At 44.6% G+C, this 19,949-nt stretch carries 17 protein-coding genes and 2 pseudogenes; 9 read left to right on the forward strand and 10 right to left on the reverse strand.

All coding sequences use genetic code 11. The annotated features are described in order from the left end of the window. Positions 1 to 267: 267 nt before the first annotated feature. The gene (locus tag LMH68_RS16165; protein ID WP_229648435.1) at positions 268 to 564 is read right to left on the reverse strand and encodes a hypothetical protein; all 297 of its coding nucleotides are present in this window, start codon (positions 562 to 564) and stop codon (positions 268 to 270) included. Positions 565 to 1,480: 916 nt separating this feature from the next. On the opposite strand from LMH68_RS16165, the gene LMH68_RS16170 reads away from it, so the two are divergent. The 4 genes and pseudogenes from LMH68_RS16170 to LMH68_RS16185 all read left to right on the forward strand — a co-directional run bounded on the left by LMH68_RS16170 (position 1,481) and on the right by LMH68_RS16185 (position 5,964). Beyond that, the gene (locus tag LMH68_RS16170) at positions 1,481 to 2,437 is read left to right on the forward strand and encodes an integron integrase (protein WP_017067063.1); all 957 of its coding nucleotides are present in this window, start codon (positions 1,481 to 1,483) and stop codon (positions 2,435 to 2,437) included. Between the two features lie 109 nt (positions 2,438 to 2,546). Then, positions 2,547 to 3,446: a homocysteine S-methyltransferase family protein gene (locus LMH68_RS16175; protein ID WP_229647620.1), complete on the forward strand. Its 900-nt coding sequence runs from the start codon at positions 2,547 to 2,549 to the stop codon at positions 3,444 to 3,446. Between the two features lie 113 nt (positions 3,447 to 3,559). Beyond that, entirely contained in the window at positions 3,560 to 4,570 is a 1,011-nt protein-coding gene (locus LMH68_RS16180; protein WP_229647619.1) for a Gfo/Idh/MocA family protein, read from the forward strand. 10 nt (positions 4,571 to 4,580) lie between these two features. Beyond that, a pseudogene (locus tag LMH68_RS16185) lies at positions 4,581 to 5,964 on the forward strand (ABC transporter substrate-binding protein). A 96-nt stretch (positions 5,965 to 6,060) separates the two neighbouring features. On the opposite strand, the gene LMH68_RS16190 reads toward LMH68_RS16185, so the two are convergent. The 4 genes from LMH68_RS16190 to LMH68_RS16205 all read right to left on the reverse strand — a co-directional run bounded on the left by LMH68_RS16190 (position 6,061) and on the right by LMH68_RS16205 (position 10,249). Then, positions 6,061 to 7,155, reverse strand: a complete 1,095-nt coding sequence (locus LMH68_RS16190; protein ID WP_229647618.1) for an HDOD domain-containing protein — start codon at positions 7,153 to 7,155, stop codon at positions 6,061 to 6,063. 234 nt (positions 7,156 to 7,389) lie between these two features. Continuing rightward, the gene (locus tag LMH68_RS16195; RefSeq protein WP_229647617.1) at positions 7,390 to 8,445 is read right to left on the reverse strand and encodes an alcohol dehydrogenase family protein; all 1,056 of its coding nucleotides are present in this window, start codon (positions 8,443 to 8,445) and stop codon (positions 7,390 to 7,392) included. Further along, the gene (locus LMH68_RS16200; protein WP_065583851.1) at positions 8,442 to 8,960 is read right to left on the reverse strand and encodes a TetR/AcrR family transcriptional regulator; all 519 of its coding nucleotides are present in this window, start codon (positions 8,958 to 8,960) and stop codon (positions 8,442 to 8,444) included. The genes LMH68_RS16195 and LMH68_RS16200 overlap by 4 nt, the downstream gene beginning before the upstream one ends. A gap of 155 nt (positions 8,961 to 9,115) precedes the next feature. Beyond that, complete coding sequence (locus LMH68_RS16205; RefSeq protein ID WP_102428900.1) at positions 9,116 to 10,249, reverse strand: multidrug effflux MFS transporter; 1,134 nt, start codon at positions 10,247 to 10,249, stop codon at positions 9,116 to 9,118. Positions 10,250 to 10,346: 97 nt separating this feature from the next. Here LMH68_RS16205 and LMH68_RS16210 point away from each other — a divergent pair, with 97 nt between their 5' ends. After that, positions 10,347 to 11,120 (forward strand): AraC family transcriptional regulator, encoded by a 774-nt coding sequence (locus LMH68_RS16210; RefSeq protein WP_102428899.1) that lies wholly within the window; start codon positions 10,347 to 10,349, stop codon positions 11,118 to 11,120. 85 nt (positions 11,121 to 11,205) lie between these two features. Here LMH68_RS16210 and LMH68_RS16215 read toward each other — a convergent pair. Next, a pseudogene (locus LMH68_RS16215) lies at positions 11,206 to 11,964 on the reverse strand (glutathione synthase); the annotation flags it as partial. Between the two features lie 181 nt (positions 11,965 to 12,145). Beyond that, a complete protein-coding gene (locus tag LMH68_RS16220) occupies positions 12,146 to 13,093 on the reverse strand; it encodes a LysR family transcriptional regulator (protein WP_017061092.1) in 948 nt (315 codons plus the stop codon). A 126-nt stretch (positions 13,094 to 13,219) separates the two neighbouring features. Between LMH68_RS16220 and add the strand changes: the two genes are divergently transcribed. Both add and LMH68_RS16230 read left to right on the forward strand, forming a co-directional pair. Further along, positions 13,220 to 14,218 (forward strand): adenosine deaminase, encoded by a 999-nt coding sequence (gene add, locus LMH68_RS16225; RefSeq protein WP_017071685.1) that lies wholly within the window; start codon positions 13,220 to 13,222, stop codon positions 14,216 to 14,218. 152 nt (positions 14,219 to 14,370) lie between these two features. Then, positions 14,371 to 14,937 carry a sugar O-acetyltransferase gene (locus LMH68_RS16230; RefSeq protein ID WP_102321248.1) on the forward strand — a complete coding sequence of 189 codons (567 nt, stop codon included), beginning with the start codon at positions 14,371 to 14,373 and terminating at the stop codon, positions 14,935 to 14,937. On the opposite strand, the gene LMH68_RS16235 is transcribed toward LMH68_RS16230, so the two are convergent. Next, on the reverse strand, positions 14,934 to 15,128 hold the full coding sequence (locus LMH68_RS16235; RefSeq protein ID WP_229647616.1) for a hypothetical protein: 195 nt from the start codon (positions 15,126 to 15,128) through the stop codon (positions 14,934 to 14,936). The two genes, LMH68_RS16230 and LMH68_RS16235, sit on opposite strands and share 4 nt — an antisense overlap. A gap of 37 nt (positions 15,129 to 15,165) precedes the next feature. Then, on the reverse strand, positions 15,166 to 15,810 hold the full coding sequence (locus tag LMH68_RS16240) for an HAD family hydrolase (RefSeq protein ID WP_324295268.1): 645 nt from the start codon (positions 15,808 to 15,810) through the stop codon (positions 15,166 to 15,168). 255 nt (positions 15,811 to 16,065) lie between these two features. On the opposite strand from LMH68_RS16240, the gene LMH68_RS16245 reads away from it, so the two are divergent. Then, positions 16,066 to 16,773, forward strand: coding sequence for a GntR family transcriptional regulator (locus LMH68_RS16245; protein ID WP_017065208.1), 708 nt, complete (start codon positions 16,066 to 16,068; stop codon positions 16,771 to 16,773). A 203-nt stretch (positions 16,774 to 16,976) separates the two neighbouring features. On the opposite strand, the gene LMH68_RS16250 is transcribed toward LMH68_RS16245, so the two are convergent. Continuing rightward, positions 16,977 to 18,176 (reverse strand): enolase C-terminal domain-like protein, encoded by a 1,200-nt coding sequence (locus LMH68_RS16250; RefSeq protein WP_004732372.1) that lies wholly within the window; start codon positions 18,174 to 18,176, stop codon positions 16,977 to 16,979. Positions 18,177 to 18,436: 260 nt separating this feature from the next. Between LMH68_RS16250 and LMH68_RS16255 the strand changes: the two genes are divergently transcribed. After that, positions 18,437 to 19,870 (forward strand): PTS transporter subunit EIIC, encoded by a 1,434-nt coding sequence (locus LMH68_RS16255; RefSeq protein WP_229647615.1) that lies wholly within the window; start codon positions 18,437 to 18,439, stop codon positions 19,868 to 19,870. The last annotated feature ends 79 nt before the right edge of the window (positions 19,871 to 19,949 follow it).

A 19,949-nucleotide genomic window follows, 5' to 3' on the forward strand; every position in this document is an offset into this window, starting at 1 on the left:
TAGAGAGTTAAACCCACCGGGTCATTGCAGACGCTAATGATGGAGATAGGTTAAGACCACTTGCGGAGAGCCTGTTAATGCGGCGGACACACTAGATGTCATCTAACGAATAAGGCACCGCAGTCGCGCAAAGTCATCAGGGCCACGACGTATGCGAATCGTCGATAAGTAGGCCGAATGTAGAGCGGCAGTCCAAAACCCATCAACATAAGTTTAGCGGATGTTTGACAACCGGGGGAATCCATGTAGCCTTGTTATGTTTGTAGCCTAAGCCAATCGATTGTACTCACATATAATAGCTTTGAGGCTGCTACCAAATGGTACGTGCCACACTGGATTACCTTGATCATCACTTGGTTCGGACTCGACTAACTTAGTGATAAAATTTTGTAGCTTAAGCTTAACGTCACCTGTAACTTTGACTCGATACGCTTCCCTTTGTACTTCAATCCAAAGGCTTCCTGATTTTATCTTTTTGTGCATCAACCTATATCGCTCACCAACATTTATCTTGGTTTGAATATTGTCCTTCGAACTCAGAGCTGATTGGATATTTGGATTCATTTAATTCCTCCCGAAAACATAACGCTGGCATAACACGTTTATTACTATGCAAACCAACCTGAATTAACCGCCTTAATCACGAAACCCAAGGCAAACCCAGAACGCCGAATGTAATAAATCGTGTTGATGCGATTGTTGTGCGTGCTTACTTTCGGCTTGGCCAACTTGGTAAAGAACTGCCCTGCCAAGATTTTCTAAGCCCTGATTCTAATTTACCGATAGCAATTAAGCGAACAAAATGTTCTTAAATTGCGTGATTAAGTAAATGGAAAACAGATACATTTTTACGCCATTTGAACGACTTGGTTTCAGCTAGTTTGGAACTTATAAACCAAATATCCTAACCACAATTGGGATTAAAAATGCTGCGAGCAAAACACTGATGCAAACTAAAATGAGGCATAACCAAAGAACAATTGAAGCGTAAAATAGCCGCTGAAACGCCTGAACTTAGGAAAATAAGGGCTAATTTGCCGAACCTGATAATAACGGAAACCAAAAGGCAACAAAGAAGAAAGGAACGCTTACTAAGCCAAAACTATGAAAGTCGCGATCCTATTGATGAACCGTGCAAAAAATTTCGGACTCAGTACGCACAACATTTTAATATTGTGCAAGCACGAATCCATCCGCTTAACATATCAAAAAGGTCACTCATAACCAACTGAATGCTATGCATTTAATATAAAAGTGGGTCTAAACAATAAGTGTGAAAACGTGCAAGCACATATTGCCGACTATGTAACGCTCGGCCTCATTCTTAACCACCCATAAATCTGCAGTATAATCAATATTTTAAAATAAGCCTCTCGTTAAATTCGTGCTCAATCAGAGTTAAAAACCACTCTTTTTTAAGTCATTAATTATTCAACAAGCAATAAACTGTCTGTATGTACAGATTTTGTGAGGGGAATATATGGCGAGTCAATTCATGCAGGCAATTTGCGAACATATGACGATGCGAGGCTATAGTCGCAAGACAATCAAAGCCTACTGTTACTGGATAAAATACTTCATTCATTTTCATAAGCTTAAACACCCTGAACAGATGCATGCCGCTGAAGTTGTCTCCTTTCTTTCTCATTTAGCTAATCAACAAAAAGTAGCCATCAATACTCAAAAGGTAGCTCTCAATGCTCTAGCCTATTTATACAATCAATTTATTAAGCAACCTCTAGGAGACTTAGGGTTTAGCTATGCGACTCGGTCTCGAAAAATTCCTAGCGTACTCAATCATGCGGAAGCTATCTCGGTGATCAATGAAATAGATCCTAAATATCAACTGTTTTTTCGCTTGTTGTATGGTTCAGGTTTGAGAGTATCGGAATGCCTGAGGCTTCGAGTACAAGATATAGATCTAAAACAAGGGTCTCTCACTGTTCACAATGGGAAAGGAAATAAAGACCGAGTGACAATTTTAAGTTTTTCACTCACTGAAGCTATACAAGACAAAATTTCACAAGTTGCAGTTCTGCTCGCTAAAGATAACTTGAATGGGTTTGGGCCATCTTTGCCTCACCGATTAGGTAAAAAATACCCTAGTGCCTATCGACAACTTGCTTGGATGTACCTATTCCCATCAAAATCCGTCACTCAACACTCTGAGTCGGGGATCGTATGCCGACACCACCTACATGATTCGGTACTCCGAAAAACGCTGAAGAAGGCGACTAACTCTAATAAATTGCGCCACAAGCGAATTAGTTGTCATACTTTCAGGCACAGTTTTGCTACGCAACTTCTAAAGTCAGGCTCCGATATCAGAACGGTTCAAGAGCTACTGGGGCACAGTGATGTTAAGACAACTCAGATTTACACTCACGTTATTGGGCAACACTTTAGTGGCACGACTAGCCCGCTAGACGGCTTATAACGAAACTCCCTCATCGATAGTTGAACCTTGGCTTGATGGCTTCTGTCTGACAAGGTTGTCTGATATGGTGACGGCAGAACTTCAGCAACTGTTTTAGATAGTATTAAATATGAAAACACTAACCATACTTGATGGCGGCATGGGCCGAGAACTCAAAGAAATTGGCGCGCCATTTTCTCAACCGCTTTGGAGTGCTCAAGCGCTGATTGAAGCACCCGAATTTGTTAGCCAAGCGCATCAAAACTTTGTCGATGCAGGTGCTGAAATCCTAATCACCAATAGCTACGCCTGTGTGCCTTTTCATTTGGGTGAAGAGCTGTTCGAGCAACGCGGTTTTGAACTAGCCACACTGTCTGGTGAGCTGGCTAAAGCAGTTGCAGACAATGCTACCCACACGGTGAAAGTAGCAGGCGCGATTCCACCGCCATTTGGCAGCTACCGACCAGACTTATTTAAGGTAGAAGAGGCGGCGCCAATCATCCAAACGCTTTACGATGCCCAGGCTCCAAACATCGATCTTTGGATCGCGGAAACCATCTGTAGCCTGCAAGAATTCGAATCCATTCATGCGGTTCTTAAGCAGTCAGATAAGCCGTGTTACTACGCGTTCAGTTTGGAAGATACCAAGGGCGATTCTGCCAATATTCGTTCTGGCGAGAGCGTAACAGACGCCATCAAACTTGCCTGCCAATCAAACGCGACAGGCATTATGTTTAACTGTTCAGTGCCTGAAGTGATGGATCAAGCCATTATCGATGCCAAGAAAGTGATCGATGAGCTAGGCAGTGATTTAGAAGTTGGTGTCTATGCCAACAATTTTGCGCCTATCAGCAACGAACATGAAGCGAATGATATGTTTCAGGAGATGCGTGAGCTGAATGGCCAAGGTTACTTAACTTACGCTAAACGCTGGCATGCACTGGGCGCGAATATTATCGGTGGCTGTTGTGGCATCGGGCCAAAACACATTAAAGCCCTAGCCGATTGGAAACACTCAATACAGAGCTAATCCTGAGCTTCAACTAGAATAAAATAAATAGAGAACAGGTTGAGAAATCTGTTCTCTATTTGTATGTGACGTCTCTGAGTACACTGATACAAAACAACGATTTGGAGCAACAGATGAGCGACACGCAACGCAAAATAAAATGGGGCATCGCAGGGCTAGGCAATATCGCCAATCGATTCGCAACCGCAGTCACAGAGCACTCTCTGCATGGTGAGCTTGATGCGGTTGCCGCCAGAGATCACTCACGCGCAGCCACGTTCGCCAACAAGTTTGCTTGCGACAAGGCTTATGGTTCTTATGAAGAGATGGCGAATGACCCAAGTGTTGAAGCGGTTTACATCGCTACGGTTCACCCATACCACCAGCCACTCACTGAGTTGTTTCTAAAGAATAAAAAACATGTATTGGTCGAGAAGCCGGCTTTTACCAACCTTGCTGACTGGCTTGAGATGAAAGCTCTCGCGAAGCAAAATGGCGTGATGCTGTTAGAAGCAATGAAAACCGTGGTGTTTCCCGCATATCGTGAGCTCCAATCATTCTTGGTCGATAACAACATTCAGATAGATTCAATCGAAGCCAGCTTTGGTAACCATCACGACTATGAGCCCGATTTGTTTATCTTCAATCCGGATTTGTCAGGCGGATCAACGCTCGATGTTGGGGTCTATGGACTTTGGTTCTTTTACGATCTATGCCGAACACTGGGTGTGAACCCTTCAAAACCTCAGGTAGAGATGTCGTGTCTTTATGAGGGAGCGAATGTTGATACCAATGCATGCTTTACATTCTCTGGTGATATAAGCGGTAAGATATCGGCATCAACAGTGCAAAACCTTCCCCGATCAGCACACTTGAGTGGACCTGAAACCAAAATCACCATTCACGAAAAATGGTGGAATCCGGCCTTTATTGAGATTGAACATCAAGGCAAAAAGTCGACCATTAACTACCGAGTGACAGGGAATGGATTCGAGTTTGAAATCGACCATTTTTCAGATTTGGTGCTTCAAGGCAAAACTGAATCGAATATCCTGAGCTCAGAGATAACCTCTCGAGTTCTCGATACGATGGAAAACGCACTGATTGATTCTGGCTATTCACATTTAACTCAACCTCGTCGTTAGGAAAAGCAAATTGGGCAACCTTAAGCGCAAGCTTGAACGGTATGAAAAGATATTTCAGGCTTTTGGGCCTGGAGTATCACACTGTCAGGTCAACCAACTGGCCACACTGCTGCACGTGAGTGAACGTCACGTTCAGACCTTACTCAAAGCGATGACAGCACAAGGTTGGATTGAGTGGCCGCAATGCTAGCGCTGAGTTACAAGCCTTTCTAAGCAATACCAATCCGTCGGCGCAGAATATCGCGTACATCCCGTTTCACCGAGAACTCGAAGCGCTTCACCCTCAACGCGTGCTTAGACGCACCGAACGTTTCTTAGTTATGCAAGTTTGCCAACGCCTAACCTCCGTTAAGCACGGCAAACTCAGCGGCGATCTGGCTTATCATTGGCAGGCTCATCAAGATGCAACACAGTGGCACTTTCAAATTCGTAATGGTGTTCAGTTTCATAACGGAAGAACACTCGAACCTCAAGACATAGCGCGCAACCTTAACTCGCTCTGCCAAAGCAAAATATGGCGTCGTTGTTATCAGCATATTGATGAGGTCTCTGTCTCGGCAGGCAATGTGGTTGTCGTGAAACTGAATCAACCTGATTGGCATTTACCACGCCTACTTGCCAGAGCTGAAGCTTCCGTATTTGATCACTCATCACCAACTGATAGGCTGATTGGATCTGGCGCGTTCTCATTAGACATATTCTCAAGCAAGATGTTGAGATTGAGCCGTAATAGCGCCTATTCACACAGCACGCCGATTCTCAATCGAGTCGAGTTGTGGGTCTATCCAGAATGGGCACAAAGCAAAGCCTGCGCTCAAAATCAGGTGTGCGTGAAACTGCCCGAGAAAACGACCACTGTGCGTTGCGATGGCCATGCTTCCCAACCGGAATTCGGCTCAACCTTCTTCAAAATTCAAAACCCAGCGTTGTCGAAAACAGAGCGGGAGTTCACCGTTGAAGACACCTCTGAATGCCAAACCCTTTTCGAGCAATTATCAGTATCCGGCGACCACAAAACCAGCGTGGAATATGGTCACTACCAAACTAACTACCTAACTACCAAAGACGTCGTGTTGTGTAGCATTATTGATGAGAACGACACCTTCACTTCGTGGTTAAGCTTTTTCACTCGCTTCCCATTTGAGGACTTAGTGCTGCCTGCTGAGATGCTAGAGACAATCGAACAAGGCTTAGCTTCAATAACAAACCAACCAGACTTTGAGTTAGCGATGAATGCACTGTTGTCGCTCCGGCATTGGTTGCATGAATCTGGGGTTGTGACTGAGCTCAAGCAAGAGGCGTTCAACTTAGAGGTTTCTGAAAAGATACACGGCGCACAAGTAAATGGTTTCGGTTGGTGTGAGCTCGACAAGCTGTGGATTAGCCATTTGTAAGCGTATTTCGTAGCTGAATGTATTTCACAACCTAGCCCAACCAAGCTGCAACCAATCATTATGTTCAGTCACAGCGTAGGTCGAATAGGCTAAGGGTTAGCTCACTAGCGCCAATTCAGACTCTTTATAGATACGGTTAGCCACTTTGTATGCAGCCGGAGACATCAGTGTCTCTTTGCATCTACGCTTAAATTGCTCGACTTCAATCGTTTGTTCTTCCCGTAAATAGCACAATTCACTCAAGTAGTTAGCTTCAAACACAGCTTGACCAAGTGGTGTGCATTCGTATCGGCTAGACTCTTGGTAGCCAATCGCGGTCAACACAGACTCTGGCAGTTCCCAGAACTTAGCAATGGTGTAAGTCAGGCGAATGGAGTAGCTGTTCATCAGGCGCTTCAATGCTAACGAGTTAGGTGGAACAGAAGGATCAACATGCTTGAAGGCTTCTACCATCATCTGGAAAATGATCATCTTGCCTAAGTTGCGAATTAACCCAACAAAATACGCCGCTGCTTGCTCTTCTTGAGATGAAGAGTCTTTCATCAACTCCTTAGAAAACGACGCGGTTTGAACACTGTGATTCCAAATTTTCTCACCGAAGTGACGCCAGTAAATATTGTTCCCCGGCGTGAAGTTCTTCATGTAGCTATTCACCACCCCTTCAACGAGCCCTTGTGAACCCATATTGAGGAAAGCAGTTTTTAAGTCAGTAACTTGTTTTTCACTGCGTTTGTAGAAGGCGCTGTTAGCCAGTTTAATCACATCGGCAGCCATACTCGGCTCGCGCTCAATCACTCTTAACAGTGCATCGACATCAAACTCATCACTCTGTAATTCTGCCATTAACGTGGTTACAGAGGCTGGCATCACTGGCAGTTCATTAAGCAGGGCTTTTGGAGAGCGAATCAAACGTTCGATCTGACAAGCGACAAAATCACTAAATGGGTCTGACTCCGTTCGAAGGCGAGACTCTCCAAACAAATAATCAAGGAACTCACCATCGTGAAGGCTAAGCGTATTATCGACGATTAATGATGATGGCTGAGTGGACGACGGCGGAACAAAGATTGAAGACTGAACAGAATCAGTAGCAACGATTTGTTGTTGCTCTTGTTGGGCAGGCTCTGCAGAGGGTTTGTTTTTTGAATCAACAAAAGGTGAGAATAGTGCCTGCAATACCCTTTTAAACATCAATACGGCTCCTAGATAAATACAACATAGATAGGGATATATAATGGCGGTAATTATCGCACAGTTAATTCATAAACCACACAATGATAAATGAATCATTAACTTTCAGCTGTATAGGATCTGTTACTCAACGGGTTGCAAGACTGAGCCCGCCAGCATTCGCCAGAAACAAAAAAGCGAGCACATAACGCTTGCTCGCTCTTCCATAAATCTAAACCGTGAAGCTGACTAAAACTAGCGTTCTGCCACTTCCAACACGATCTTACCAACGTGTTTTTTCTTTAAAAACTCATCTTGCGCTTTATGAATATCGGCTAACGGATAAGACTCTGCGACGATGGCGCCAATCTGCTGCTTCTCAATACGGTCGACTAGATTTTGGAATACCTGTGGTTCTAAAACCGTGCAACCAAAAAAGCTAAGGTCTTTGAGATACAGAGTTCGGACATCAAGATCAACCATAGCGCCACCAATTGCGCCAGATACGGCATAACGGCCATGCGGTTTTAGGACTTCAAGAAACTCTGGCCACTTGTCACCAGCAACTAAATCGATCACCACATTCACGCTGCTTTCGCCTAGCGCGTTAACCAAATCTGAATCACGGGCAATCACTTCATCAGCGCCAAGTTCAAGTAACTGTTGGTTCTTGCTTGGGCTAGTGATGGCAATAACATACGCGCCGCGAGCTTTTGCTAGCTGAATAGCCGCAGAGCCCACACCGCCCGATGCACCTGAGATAAGCACGCGATCACCTTCAGCCACATTGGCACGAGTTAGCATGTTCTCTGCTGTTGAGTAAGAACATGGGAAAGACGCTAGCTCAACATCCGACATGGTGCTGTTCACCGCGTAAGCGTGCTTAGCTGCTACTTTGGTGTATTCAGCGAAACCACCATCGCATTCAGATCCGAAATACCATGGCTGTGGCAGATCTCGTCCATAAACCTCGGTCAAACAAGGCTCAATCAGAACACGCTCACCAATACGGTCAACTGAGACTTCATTGCCGACTTCCACGATAAAACCACACACGTCAGCACCTTGGATACGAGGGAACTTTAGCGCTTCACCCGACCAACTGGCATCGTCTGAATCATCACTTTTTGCATACCAACCGATTCGCGTGTTGATGTCAGTATTATTAACGCCTGCAGCCATGACTTTGATCAGCACTTCATTAGGTTCGATTTGAGGAACCGCGATATCTCCGCGGTAGCCAAGCATTTCTGCTCCACCGTGACCCAACATCTCTACGCCTTTCATTGTTTTCGGTAGTTCGAATTTCATCGTGTTTCCTCGAGTAATTTTGTCACCATATTCTGTGCTGATGCCACCGCTTCTTCGCCTAATACTGGCCACGCGCTTGATACGCCTTCATGAAGTAAAAACAGCGGTGTCGCGAGATCCTCTCGCAGGCTCTGCTTGCCTATTAGCAAACGAACTTGTTCTTTATGCTGTGTAACCGCTTGGCTGATAAGCTCATTATCGGGAAACGCGGCCATCGCATTCATCGACATGCACCCATGTGGCGCATACTCTTCTAACCATTGTTGGAGCTTGTTGAAGATATGAGTAACCGATGCGAGCCCCTTTTCAGGCGACGTTTCCAACAAGAAATCTAAGTAGCGTTGGTGTCGATATTCCAAGGCACCAACGATCATCGCTTCTTTTGAAGGGAAATGTTTATACAAGGTTCTTAGGCTTACATCGCACGCCGTTTTCAGCTGTGCAACGCTCGGCTCAGCAAAACCTTGCTGGCTAAATGCCACCTCTAAGCTTGCTGCAATCTGTTCTCTCAACATAGTGCTCTCTCAATACCCGACAAAGGGTAGAATGATTGTTCTACCTACAGAGTAGAACGATCACTCTACCCCTGTCAATATCCAAATTTACAAACCAAGAAATGATAAATTCCGCGCCAAACAGGACACGGAATTTATCAATACAGATGAGAGACTTAGCGTTTAAGCTGGAGTCGACTGCGTATCGTCACCAGAACAGATAACGCGCCACAAAGTACCAACACTACACCTAGATCTTGGAGCATTCCCGCTAAAGCGAGCCCTGAGCCGATCAAGGTGTAATACATCAAACCAAACAGTGCGCCTGCACTTCCTGCTTGAGATTGGTAACGTACCAACGCTCGGCTCAATACATTGGGAATCGCAATGCCAAACGCCATAACCACCAACATCATTGGAAGCAAGAACCAGATCGTGTGTTGTGAAAAATACACACCCACCGCACCTAATGTTTGAAGCCCTGCTGCGATACCAATCAGAGACATTGAAGACACTTGTCTCTTCAACAATGTCTTGTTCACCAAGCTTCCCAACAGAGTCCCGAACCCAAGCACAATGCCGCTGTAGCCAAACTGCTCAACGCTAAATCCAAGTTGAATGAAGGCAAATGAACCCAATTGATAATAGGAAAACAGTGCAATATTGAACGACGCAACCAGCAACGCAGACATCCATATATTGCTATCTTTGATCATGTGAATACTGAGTGACTTTAACTGCAATGGCTGCTTAGATTGTTGCGTTTCAGGCAATGACCATAGGCTATGTGCCAACAACGCTAACACCATAATAAACAAGGCAATAAACACATATTGATGCCCGCCCGCTTGGCTTAGTTGACCGCCAAGAAGCAGCCCGATGATTGGACTAATCGACAGCCCCATCCCCATGTAACCAAACACCTTGGCCAGTTCCGCGCCGCTAAAGGCATCGCGCAACATGGTTTGTGTCACCACCGAGCCCACCGCAAGCCCGAAAGCACCCATGGCTCTGGCTATCATCAACCACGTAAAGCTGTCGGTTTGCATAGCAATAAGTGCTGAACAGGCGAATAACCCCATGCCCAGTAACATGGTTGGTCGACGCCCCCATTTGTCTGCCAATATGCCCCATACCACAACACCGAGCGCAAACGCTGAGAAGTAGATCGAGAGGGTTTGCGCCGCTTGTGCGTAACTCACATCAAAGGATTTCGATATTGAATCCAGAGTCGGGCTATAGATGGTTTCTGCGATTTGAGGGAACATCAGCAATAGCACCATTTGCCATAAAGAAGGTTTTGTTTTCATCATTTTTCCAAGACCAGTGAACTTGACGAGGAGTCTAGGGGAAACTAACCTTGGCTCGTTAACAACATTAAAACCAAAAACAACAAGATTAGGACAAATGGCATTAATCAGCGAAACGATTGAGTTTGATGCAGACAGCTTACCTGCGCCCGTAATAGGGATTGCGGCAGAGCTAGGTCAGCATGATTCAGGAATACATCACCACGTAAAAGGACAGTTGCTGTATGCTCCGCAGGGTTGCATCACCTTGACCTTAGAAAACGCCATTTGCATTTTGCCGCCGACTAAAGCCGTGTGGATCCCGCCTTATACCAAACATCGCGCGCAGATGACCAATGTGGTTGCTTATCGGTCGCTCTATTTTGATAGCAGTATTTACACCTGCCCAGAAGCGATTGAAATTGTGGAAGTGAATGAGCTTTTAAAAGCCCTGATCAATAAGATGGCTTTCTGGGATTGGGATGTTGCCCGCGAGCAAACCACCAATACCGCCAACCTATTCTGGGAAGAGTTTTACAGTGCTAACCAACACTCGTTTATCTTGCCACTACCGACAGATCGCCGCTTTAAAAGCTTTTGCAAACAAGTCCGAACCGCTTCCTTTCTTGCCCCAGCCCTCTCGACATTAGCGAACTCGGTTGGCGCAAGCACCAAAACGATTACTCGATTATTCAAAGCCGAAACAGGCATGACTTACCAAGAGTGGCGACAGCAATGGCGCTTGTTTAAAGCGATTGAACTGCTCTCAGAAAACCGACAAGTCGGTGATGTGGCACATTTGCTAGAGTTCTCATCTAACAGTGCGTTTATCGCCTTTTTCAAACAGCAAACCGGACAAACCCCGTTGGCCTTTACCAAGTTAGCAGCGTGATTATTGTTATCCAAACTCTGAAGTTTTACTTAGCTCAGATACAAAAAAACCAGAACATGAGTTCTGGTTTTTAATGCCGATTCAACTAATCAATCAACACCAACGAATCGAGAATCCCTTTGCCACTGTGGATTCCACCTTCATTTTCGCTGGCAGGTTTACTGCGGATCAAGTAACCCGCGTAGCCGTCTAGCTCTGTTACTGGTTCACCTTTGAAGTAAACGGTGAACAAACCCACTTCGCTGACTAAGTCTGTCACGAGCGTTTGGTGAGTGTCACGCACTGCAATGGTCGGCACGTCACGTTCATGCGGGTACAAGCGCTGCATCAATGCCCACGCGTCGTACTCTTCTGGTTTAAGCTGGCTCAGTTGTTCGCTGATGTCGTCACCAAAGACACAATGACCACCGCCCTCACCTTGGTTTTTCAGCACCCATTCTTGCTTATCAGCTTGTGTGTTAAACCATTCAATTGCTTCATTGGTGATAGGCTTCATATCAGCCAGAACACTCTTGACCAGTTCGGCTTCTTCTCGCGTTAAACCCCAGCGGGCGTATTCTGCTGCTGACATCATGGTCAGCAGCATTTGCATGGTTTTGCTGGTCGCTAATTGCTGGCTGATAGTCGCGTTCATTGCGACATGGTGTTGCTCCATAAACAAGCGAGTCTGACTTAACGTATGGCAACACACCGATTCATTTAGCTCTGGAGCCCAATAATCTGAATACTGGTAGCCCGCTCTTAGGTACACCACATCAACCGCGCCGACATCTTGCAATAACAAACGTTGGTTATCACCCGATGAAAGCTGACAACTCAGTTGTTCAAAGGTGCGACGAACCGTGCATAATTGCCCACTCACAAGCATCTTCAATGACTTGTTGCGGAATCGATGGCATTGGATTCATTTAGATATCTCATTCTTGGCGGGCATTTGGCACCCGTAATAAGACAATGCTCATTCGAAAAAGACGAAATAAATTTAAAAAACTTATTTCGCCGTTTTGATCATCGTAGCTCGCGGTTTACAGCTGAGGTTCTTGGGTCTTATTGACTATGAGGTCGCGAAGCCATTTGTGGCTTGGTTCAGAATCAAAGTAACGGTGCCAAAGCAAAAACAAACCACCGGGAACCAACTCAATAGGAATCGGCTTCATCACCAGTTCGCCACTCTCAATATAGTCACGAACCGAGTTGTACGGATAACACATCAGCAAATCGCTTTGTTTGCACAGCTTTACTGCGCTGGTGATGTCCGACACGTTGGCGGCTTTGTTAATTTGAAGCTGTTTGGCTTGCAAGATTTCCAGTAGCAACCAGTCGCCAACGCCACCGGTCACCAACTGAATATGACGATATTTAAGGAAGGCTTGCAGATTCCACTCTTCTTGAAGTACTGGGTGATCATTTCGCATCAAGCACACAGAGTAATCTTGCAGCAACTCGACGTGGTTTAGCTCGGCAGGGATATTTTGAATGTGGGTGCTAGCCCTTTCATCGAGCTCAAAAATTCCAATCCCGAAATCGACCTCACGCTTTAGTAAGCGCTTAAAGGTTTCGCTGCTCCAAGTAGTGCTGTTTACCGTAATGTTCGGCGCATCTGCTAGCGCGTTAGGCATAAATTTAGGGTAAATCGCGGTATAAGCGGTTTCAACAAGATCGATATTAAAAGTACGTTCGCTGTCTTTCGGCTCAAAAATGTCCGGCACGGTTAGCTGTTCAACTTGCAGAAGGATTTGATGAATTTTAGGCGCTAAAGAGGTGGCTTTCGGTGTTGGAAACAGGCCTTTTGACTCACGTTCAAACAAAGGGTCGTCAAACAAAGAACGCAGCTTAGTGAGTTGTTTACTCACCGCAGACTGACTAAGGAACAATCGCTCTGCCGTTTTGCTCACGCTGCGCTCTTCAAGCAACACGTGTAAACACAGCAGTAAATTCATATCACATTTGAGTAAGCTTTTAACATCTACCATGATATTCCTTAGATTCAGATTAATGATGACTTTATGTCACTTTAAATCATATCACAAACTTGTTAATTTAAGCCCATGTAACCTATGAGTTAATAACTCAAAAAATAATAGACCTAAGGAATACTCATGAACTTTCTAGCACTCCCTAAGATTGATCTGCACTGCCACCTAGACGGAAGTGTTCGTCCAGACACCATTATTGATCTGGCGAAACAGTACGGAATCGAACTTCCAGAAGACCGTGAAGCGGTAGTAAAGTCTCTAACAGTGCCTGAAGATTGCAAAAACCTTGATGAGTACCTAGCTTGCTTTAGCCTGCCACTGCAAGTGATGCAAACGGAAGAAGCGATTGAGCGTATCTCTTTTGAGCTTTACGAAGACGCAGCACTAGAAAACGTTAAGTACCTAGAAGTTCGTTTTGCACCGATTCTTCACGTAAACAAGGGCTTGTCTCTTGATGCAATCATCGCAAGTGCGGTTAAAGGCATGAAGCGTGCAGAAGAGAAATACGACATTAAGGGCAACTACATCATGTCTGTACTTCGTATGTTCCCGAAAGACTCAATCAAAGATGTAATCGACGCTGGTAAACCATACCTTGGTAAAGGCGTGGTTGCGTTTGATATTGCAGGCGGTGAAAAGCCGGGCTTCTGCGCTGAATTCCCTGAGTACACGCAATACGCTATTGAACAAGGCTACCGTGTGACGGTTCACGCAGGTGAGCAATGGCATGGTCAGAACGTTTACGATGCAGTCACACTGCTTGACGCTGAGCGTATCGGCCACGGTGTCCACATCCAAGGTAACGAAGACGCGTACAACATCGTTAAAGAGAAGCAGGTTGCGCTTGAAACTTGCCCAACAAGTAACGTGCAAACTAAATGTATTCACAAATTCAGCGACCACCCAATTGCTGAATTCAAGAAAGACGGCATCGTTGTAACGATCAACACAGACAACCGCACTGTGTCGAACACAACCATGACTAACGAAGTGAAACGTGTATGTGAAACGTTCGGTCTAACACAAGAAGACTACGCAGAGATCTACAAGTACTCTGTAGAGAGTGCTTTTGCTTCAGACGAAGTGAAGAAGCACCTAATGGGTTTCGTTGAGCAAATCTAATTGGTAAAGCGCGCCTTTTGCTGAATAGCTGGGCTCACTTAGCATTAATGCTTAAAGGTACAAAATAGGAAGAGAAAGGCTGAGGCTTTTCTCTTTTTTTATGTCCAATTATCCGTATTCTAATATCGATGTTGACGAATGGGATGCAAACAATGAAAACAGAACTCGAGAAAATGCTGTCCGGCGAGATTTTTGATGGCGCAGACCATGAGGTAGACCACATGCGCACTCACGCCAGCAAGGCGCTATCAGACTTGAATCAATGTTCAGACGATACTCAACTACCAAGTCTTCAGGCTAATCTGTTTGGTAAAGTAGGAAGCAGCGTTGTCCGTCCTCCTTTTCATTGCGAGTTTGGCAAAACCATCGAGATCGGTGACGACACCTTTATCAACATGAACGTGGTGATGCTTGATGGCGCGAATATCAAGATTGGTAACAATGTATTGATAGGGCCAAGTGCCCAGTTTTACACAGCCTCCCACTCACTGGATTATCTCAGCCGCCGTAAGTGGGAAACTTTCTGCCTACCTATCACAGTCGAAGACGATGTGTGGATTGGTGGAAACTCAGTCATCAACCAAGGCGTTACGATTGGCGCTCGCTCTGTTATCGCAGCGAACTCAGTGGTTAACAGTGATGTACCACCAGATTGCCTGTACGGCGGCACTCCAGCCAAGTTGATTCGGCATTTGAATGCCGAACAAACTCGCGATTAAACAAGAAAGCGCGTATCCAAATCTAAAAAAGAGCGATGTTTCAATAGCATGGCTCTTAATCTAATTATCAGCGTTGTTTTATCGCACGCTTGTTCACCGCGAATTTGAAGCACGACAGCCGCAACTAAAACCACCGCTGATATAGTCAAAAACAAGAATGCAACGATAGACTTAGGTGGGTATCTTTTCATTTTCTACACCCTCAAATTTAACTCACTCGCCAAGGTGTCAATCTAATAAATTAACGCCAAGCGCCTGCAAGCTGTTTTCACACTGAACGGCATCGGTAAACTGGATAGCAGCCATACCCAAAGATCTCGCACCTTCAACGTTATAAGGCATATCGTCAATGAAGACCGTTTCTGAAGCTTTGAGCCCATAATTAGATAAAAGCGCTTGGTAGATTTCAGGCTGCGGTTTAAGCATGCCAAGTTCAGCGGATACGGCTGCGCCATCAAACAAAGGCCAAAATTCGTAGGTGGCTTTTAGGTGTTCAACAATCTCGACCACGTTGTCGGTAAGTGCATACACACCATACCCAGCACGCTTTACGCGCTCGATAAGGTCGACAGAACCATGCAATAAGATCTGCGTTTTCTTAACGTAATAAAACAGGCGGTCGCACTCTAATGAAGATAAATCGAGCTCTTGTTGGTAGCGAAGTTTGGCTTCATTTTCGGTTAAGAACCCTTTGTTCAAATCCGACCAAATCGCACTTTGGAAAATCGAAAGCGCTCGGGCTTCAGGGTCGGCAATGTTACCAAACGTTAGTTGAGTAATTTCCAGCGGCGACCAACGCACAATCACATTACCCACATCAAATACGACATTTTGATTTGATTCGAACTCATACCCTACTCCTGAATTAGTCACTTAAAATAGCAACAACACAGACATTAAATGCCGCACGTTAAAGTTCATAATCTTGTTTTACAAAATGAGGACTAGAATCACAAGATGTAATCAAGTCAGCGCAAAAGGTGGTCACTAGTATCCCTAACTAACCCTATTTATCATCACCCACTTAACCTTCTATGTTACAATTATGAGTCATTCAGAGCGTACTGAATCCCTGATTTAGTTCACTATTCTTTAGTCACAGTGAATACACTTTAAAGTTATTGATCTATGAAAAAGTACGAGTTAGTTGTCCAAGATATTGTGAGCAAGATCTGTCAAAACAGTATCAATCATAAGCTTCCCGCGGAAAGAGAACTCTCTGAAATATATGGGTTATCTCGATTTACTATTCGAAAAGCGCTAGCCAAGCTAGAGGCTATTGGCATGGTGAAATCTAAGGTGGGTTCTGGTTACTTCGTCAACACTTCTCTCATTGGTACACCACTGGTGTACAACTCCATTACTGAAAACAGTTTTGAAGAGATCTCTTATAAAAAGCTCCAACTGAATAAAGCGCTACCCGATAACCACGAACAGCAGATTTTTTCTTTAGACGACAATGACTACATCTGGAAAATTAGACGGCTTCGATTGATTAACAACAAAGTAGTTCAGATTGAAGAAGCCAAGATCCCTGTCAGTGTCTTCCCAGAGATGAATGCCGAGATCATTGAAAGCTCAATCCAGAAACATGCATTGGCGAAAGGTCTTCAGATCGATAGCTACTTAACGACGTATCAAGCGATCAACGTATCTAAAGAAGACGCGGAGTTGCTCGGCTGCAAAAAAAATGCCGCGGCGATGAATATCACCAACCGAGGTTTCTTAGCATCGGGGGATCTATTCATCGTCAGCGATATCATCGACATCAAATATCAATGCACCTATCACACTCCTTTTAACAATGAGAGCATGAGCTTCCGAGATAAGAAGTAACCTTTTAATTCGATTTAGTATGGTTAATTTTTATAGATATAAGTTAATTACTCTATAGATTAGCCACTAATATTATTTCACATCTAATATTATTAATTTAATGATACTAGAAATATACTTACCAGATAATACGTAATATCTGGTAAGTATATTAAATAAGAAAATGGCCGCTTATAGCGACCATTTGATATTAAAAATACGAGTTAAGGGGTATGAATCGCGCCATCAGGAAGGCGACTTTGAGTCCACTCGTGGGGGCGATACATAACAGGGAACTCGGCTGCAACCTCTCGGTCGATTTCAACACCAATACCTGCGATTTCAGAAGCGTATAAGTAGCCATTAATTGGCTCTGCAGCGTTCGGGAATACCTTGTGTGTATTCTCGTTGTACTCGACATGTTCTTGAATGGCAGCATTGTGTAAATGCACATTCAAATGCGTGTTTACCGCTGCGCCAATTGGCGTCATATCTGGCGGGCAATGCCATGCAATACGAACACCGAAGTTCTGACATAGATGGCCGAGTTTCAGAGCTGGGGTAATACCACCAATCTGTGAAACATGGCAACGAATGAAATCAATGCGGCGGTTAGCAATCAATGATTTCCACTCTTCAGGGTTATTAAATAACTCCCCTAAACCTAATGAAACTGAGCTCTGGCTGCGAATATTATCCAACCATTCCGTTTGATTTGGCGGCAGAATATCTTCAATGAAATACGGCTTATATTGCTCGACTTCCTTCGCAAATTGTATCGCTTGGTTCGGGAATAGGCGCTCATGAACATCATGAAGAATATGGAATTGGTTACCATATTTCTCTCTCAGCGACTTAAACATCGTTAGAGTATTGTCCATGTACTGATCTTGGTCGTAGTACGAACCTTCAGTCGGGTTTTGAGTGGTATGCAAATCCGTTGGAACGCCGCCATAGAAACCAAGCTGACAACGAATGTGCTTGTAGCCTTTGTCTAGGAAAGATTCCACCAGCTCATAAATCCCTTCCATCGTGTCGCTCGTCGCGTGTGTGTATACAGGAATAGCATCACGAGACTTACCACCAAATAACTGGTGTAACGGCATACCCGCCAATTTGGCTTTAATATCCCACAGTGCCATATCAACACCGGAAATTGCATTATTGATAACAGGGCCATTTCGCCAATAAGCGTTGACCATCATCATTTGCCATAAGTCTTCAATATTATTGGCGTTTTTACCAATAAGAATAGGTTTTAAATATTCATCGACCATTGTTTTTACAGCAAGCGGTCTTTGTTGGAATGTCGCACAACCAAACCCTGTCACGCCTTCATTCGTTTCAACTACCACGGTAATGAGGTTGTGTCTGTCTGGTTTAGTAATAATACAATGGATATCAGATATAATAGTTTCTTTCACAATTAAATAACCTAAACTTAAGTCAACTCCTATTATCTAACCGCTTTAAAAACCACATTTCAAGCGCTAATTTTGCGTAAAAATAATTGGTACGTTAAGTGATTTTTTTTGATAACCAAAACATACCAATTGGCCAAAAACGGTGAAAAAATAATTTTTCGGATTTCAAGTGTGATTGAGATCTCTTTTTACTCCGTTGGATTTAAATTGGTTGTCGTTATGATTGCTCGAGTTAAATATATTCCAATAACAGGTGTAGTATGCAAATGGTAGAAAAAAGTGATGCCGTTATTAATAACTCGAAGTCATCATCGAAGAAGAAAAATTTCAAAGAAAATATACAGTTATTAATCACTGCACTTGGTGGTGAAGACAATATCGTGAGTATCACGCACTGTATGACAAGGCTGAGATTCAAATTAGCAGACGAGTCGCTGGTAGACGAAGAAGCAATCAAGCAGATCGCAGATGTGAAAGGTGTGGTACTTCAACAAGGCCAAACTCAAGTCATCATCGGTGTTGAGGTCGAGAAGTGGTTCAACGCGCTATCAAACACTCAACAAGCTGACGCTAATCCGGCTGATGAACTAGAGAAAGGCAAGCTGTTCCAAGGCGTGATGCGTATTGTCGCAGGCATCTTTGGTCCGGTTGTACCCGCAATCGCTGGCGCGGGTATGTTGATGGGCCTGTTGTCTGGTCTTATTGCAACCAATGTTATCTCTGAAACCTCAGACACAGTTTATTTCTTCCGCTCGATCTCTGTTGCTGTGTTCTTCTTCTTACCTATGCTGGTTTCTTTCTCTGCTGCTAAGGTATTCAAAGTAAACGAATACATTGCGCTTGCTGTCTCTTCAGCAATGCTAGCGCCTCTGCTTGTTGATAAAGCAACAATGCTAAAAGACGCAGGCGCTGCTCCGGAGCTGACCGTTCTTGGCGTGGTTCCTATTGAGCTGCTCAACTACGGCGGCGCGATTGTTCCCGCGATTCTAGCAATCTGGTTATTGTCTAAAGTGACTCCGTTAGTTGACCGCCTAGTTCCTTCTTCTGCGAAGCCTGTATTTACACCACTGCTTGCCTTTACGGTAACTTCGACCATCACGCTATCATTTGTTGGCCCTGCTGGTATCTGGCTAAGTAATGGCGCAGGTTGGGTGATGAGCTCACTACTGGAAATCTCTCCGACGTTAACAGGCTTTGTGTTTGGTCTAACTCGCCCGATCACCATCGTATTTGGTATCCACCACAGCATGACGCCAATCGGCCTGAACAACTTTGCACTGTATGGTAAGGATCTACTTATGCCAATCATGTGTTTGGGTAACATGGCAATTGCTGGCGCGACAATGGCTATCTGGCACAAGCAACGTAAAACGGTTTCTAAAGAGCAATCTTCAATTACGATGGGCTCAAGTGTTACTGCGATTCTAGGTATCACAGAACCAGCTCTGTTCGGTGTACTCACGAAATACACCAAAGCGATGATGACCGCGAGCTTGGCTGCAGGCGTGTTCGGTGCTATCTCGGTAACAATCGATACGCACTTAACAAGCTACATTCTTTCTTCTGTATTCAGCTTGCCAGCTTACCTTGCAGGCGGTACGCAAAACTTCATTCAAGCACTGATGGGCGTGGTGGGTGTGTTTGCACTGTCTTTCGTCCTAACGATGTTGTTCGTAAAACTAGACAACAAGTAATCGGCTAGTCTCACTCCCGTAAGATTAGAATCGAAAAAGCATGACCATATCTCATTATGGTCATGTTTTCCTCAATACG

The sequence above is a fragment of the Vibrio sp. F13 genome (assembly GCF_020806305.2).
Taxonomy (GTDB): domain Bacteria; phylum Pseudomonadota; class Gammaproteobacteria; order Enterobacterales; family Vibrionaceae; genus Vibrio; species Vibrio crassostreae_C.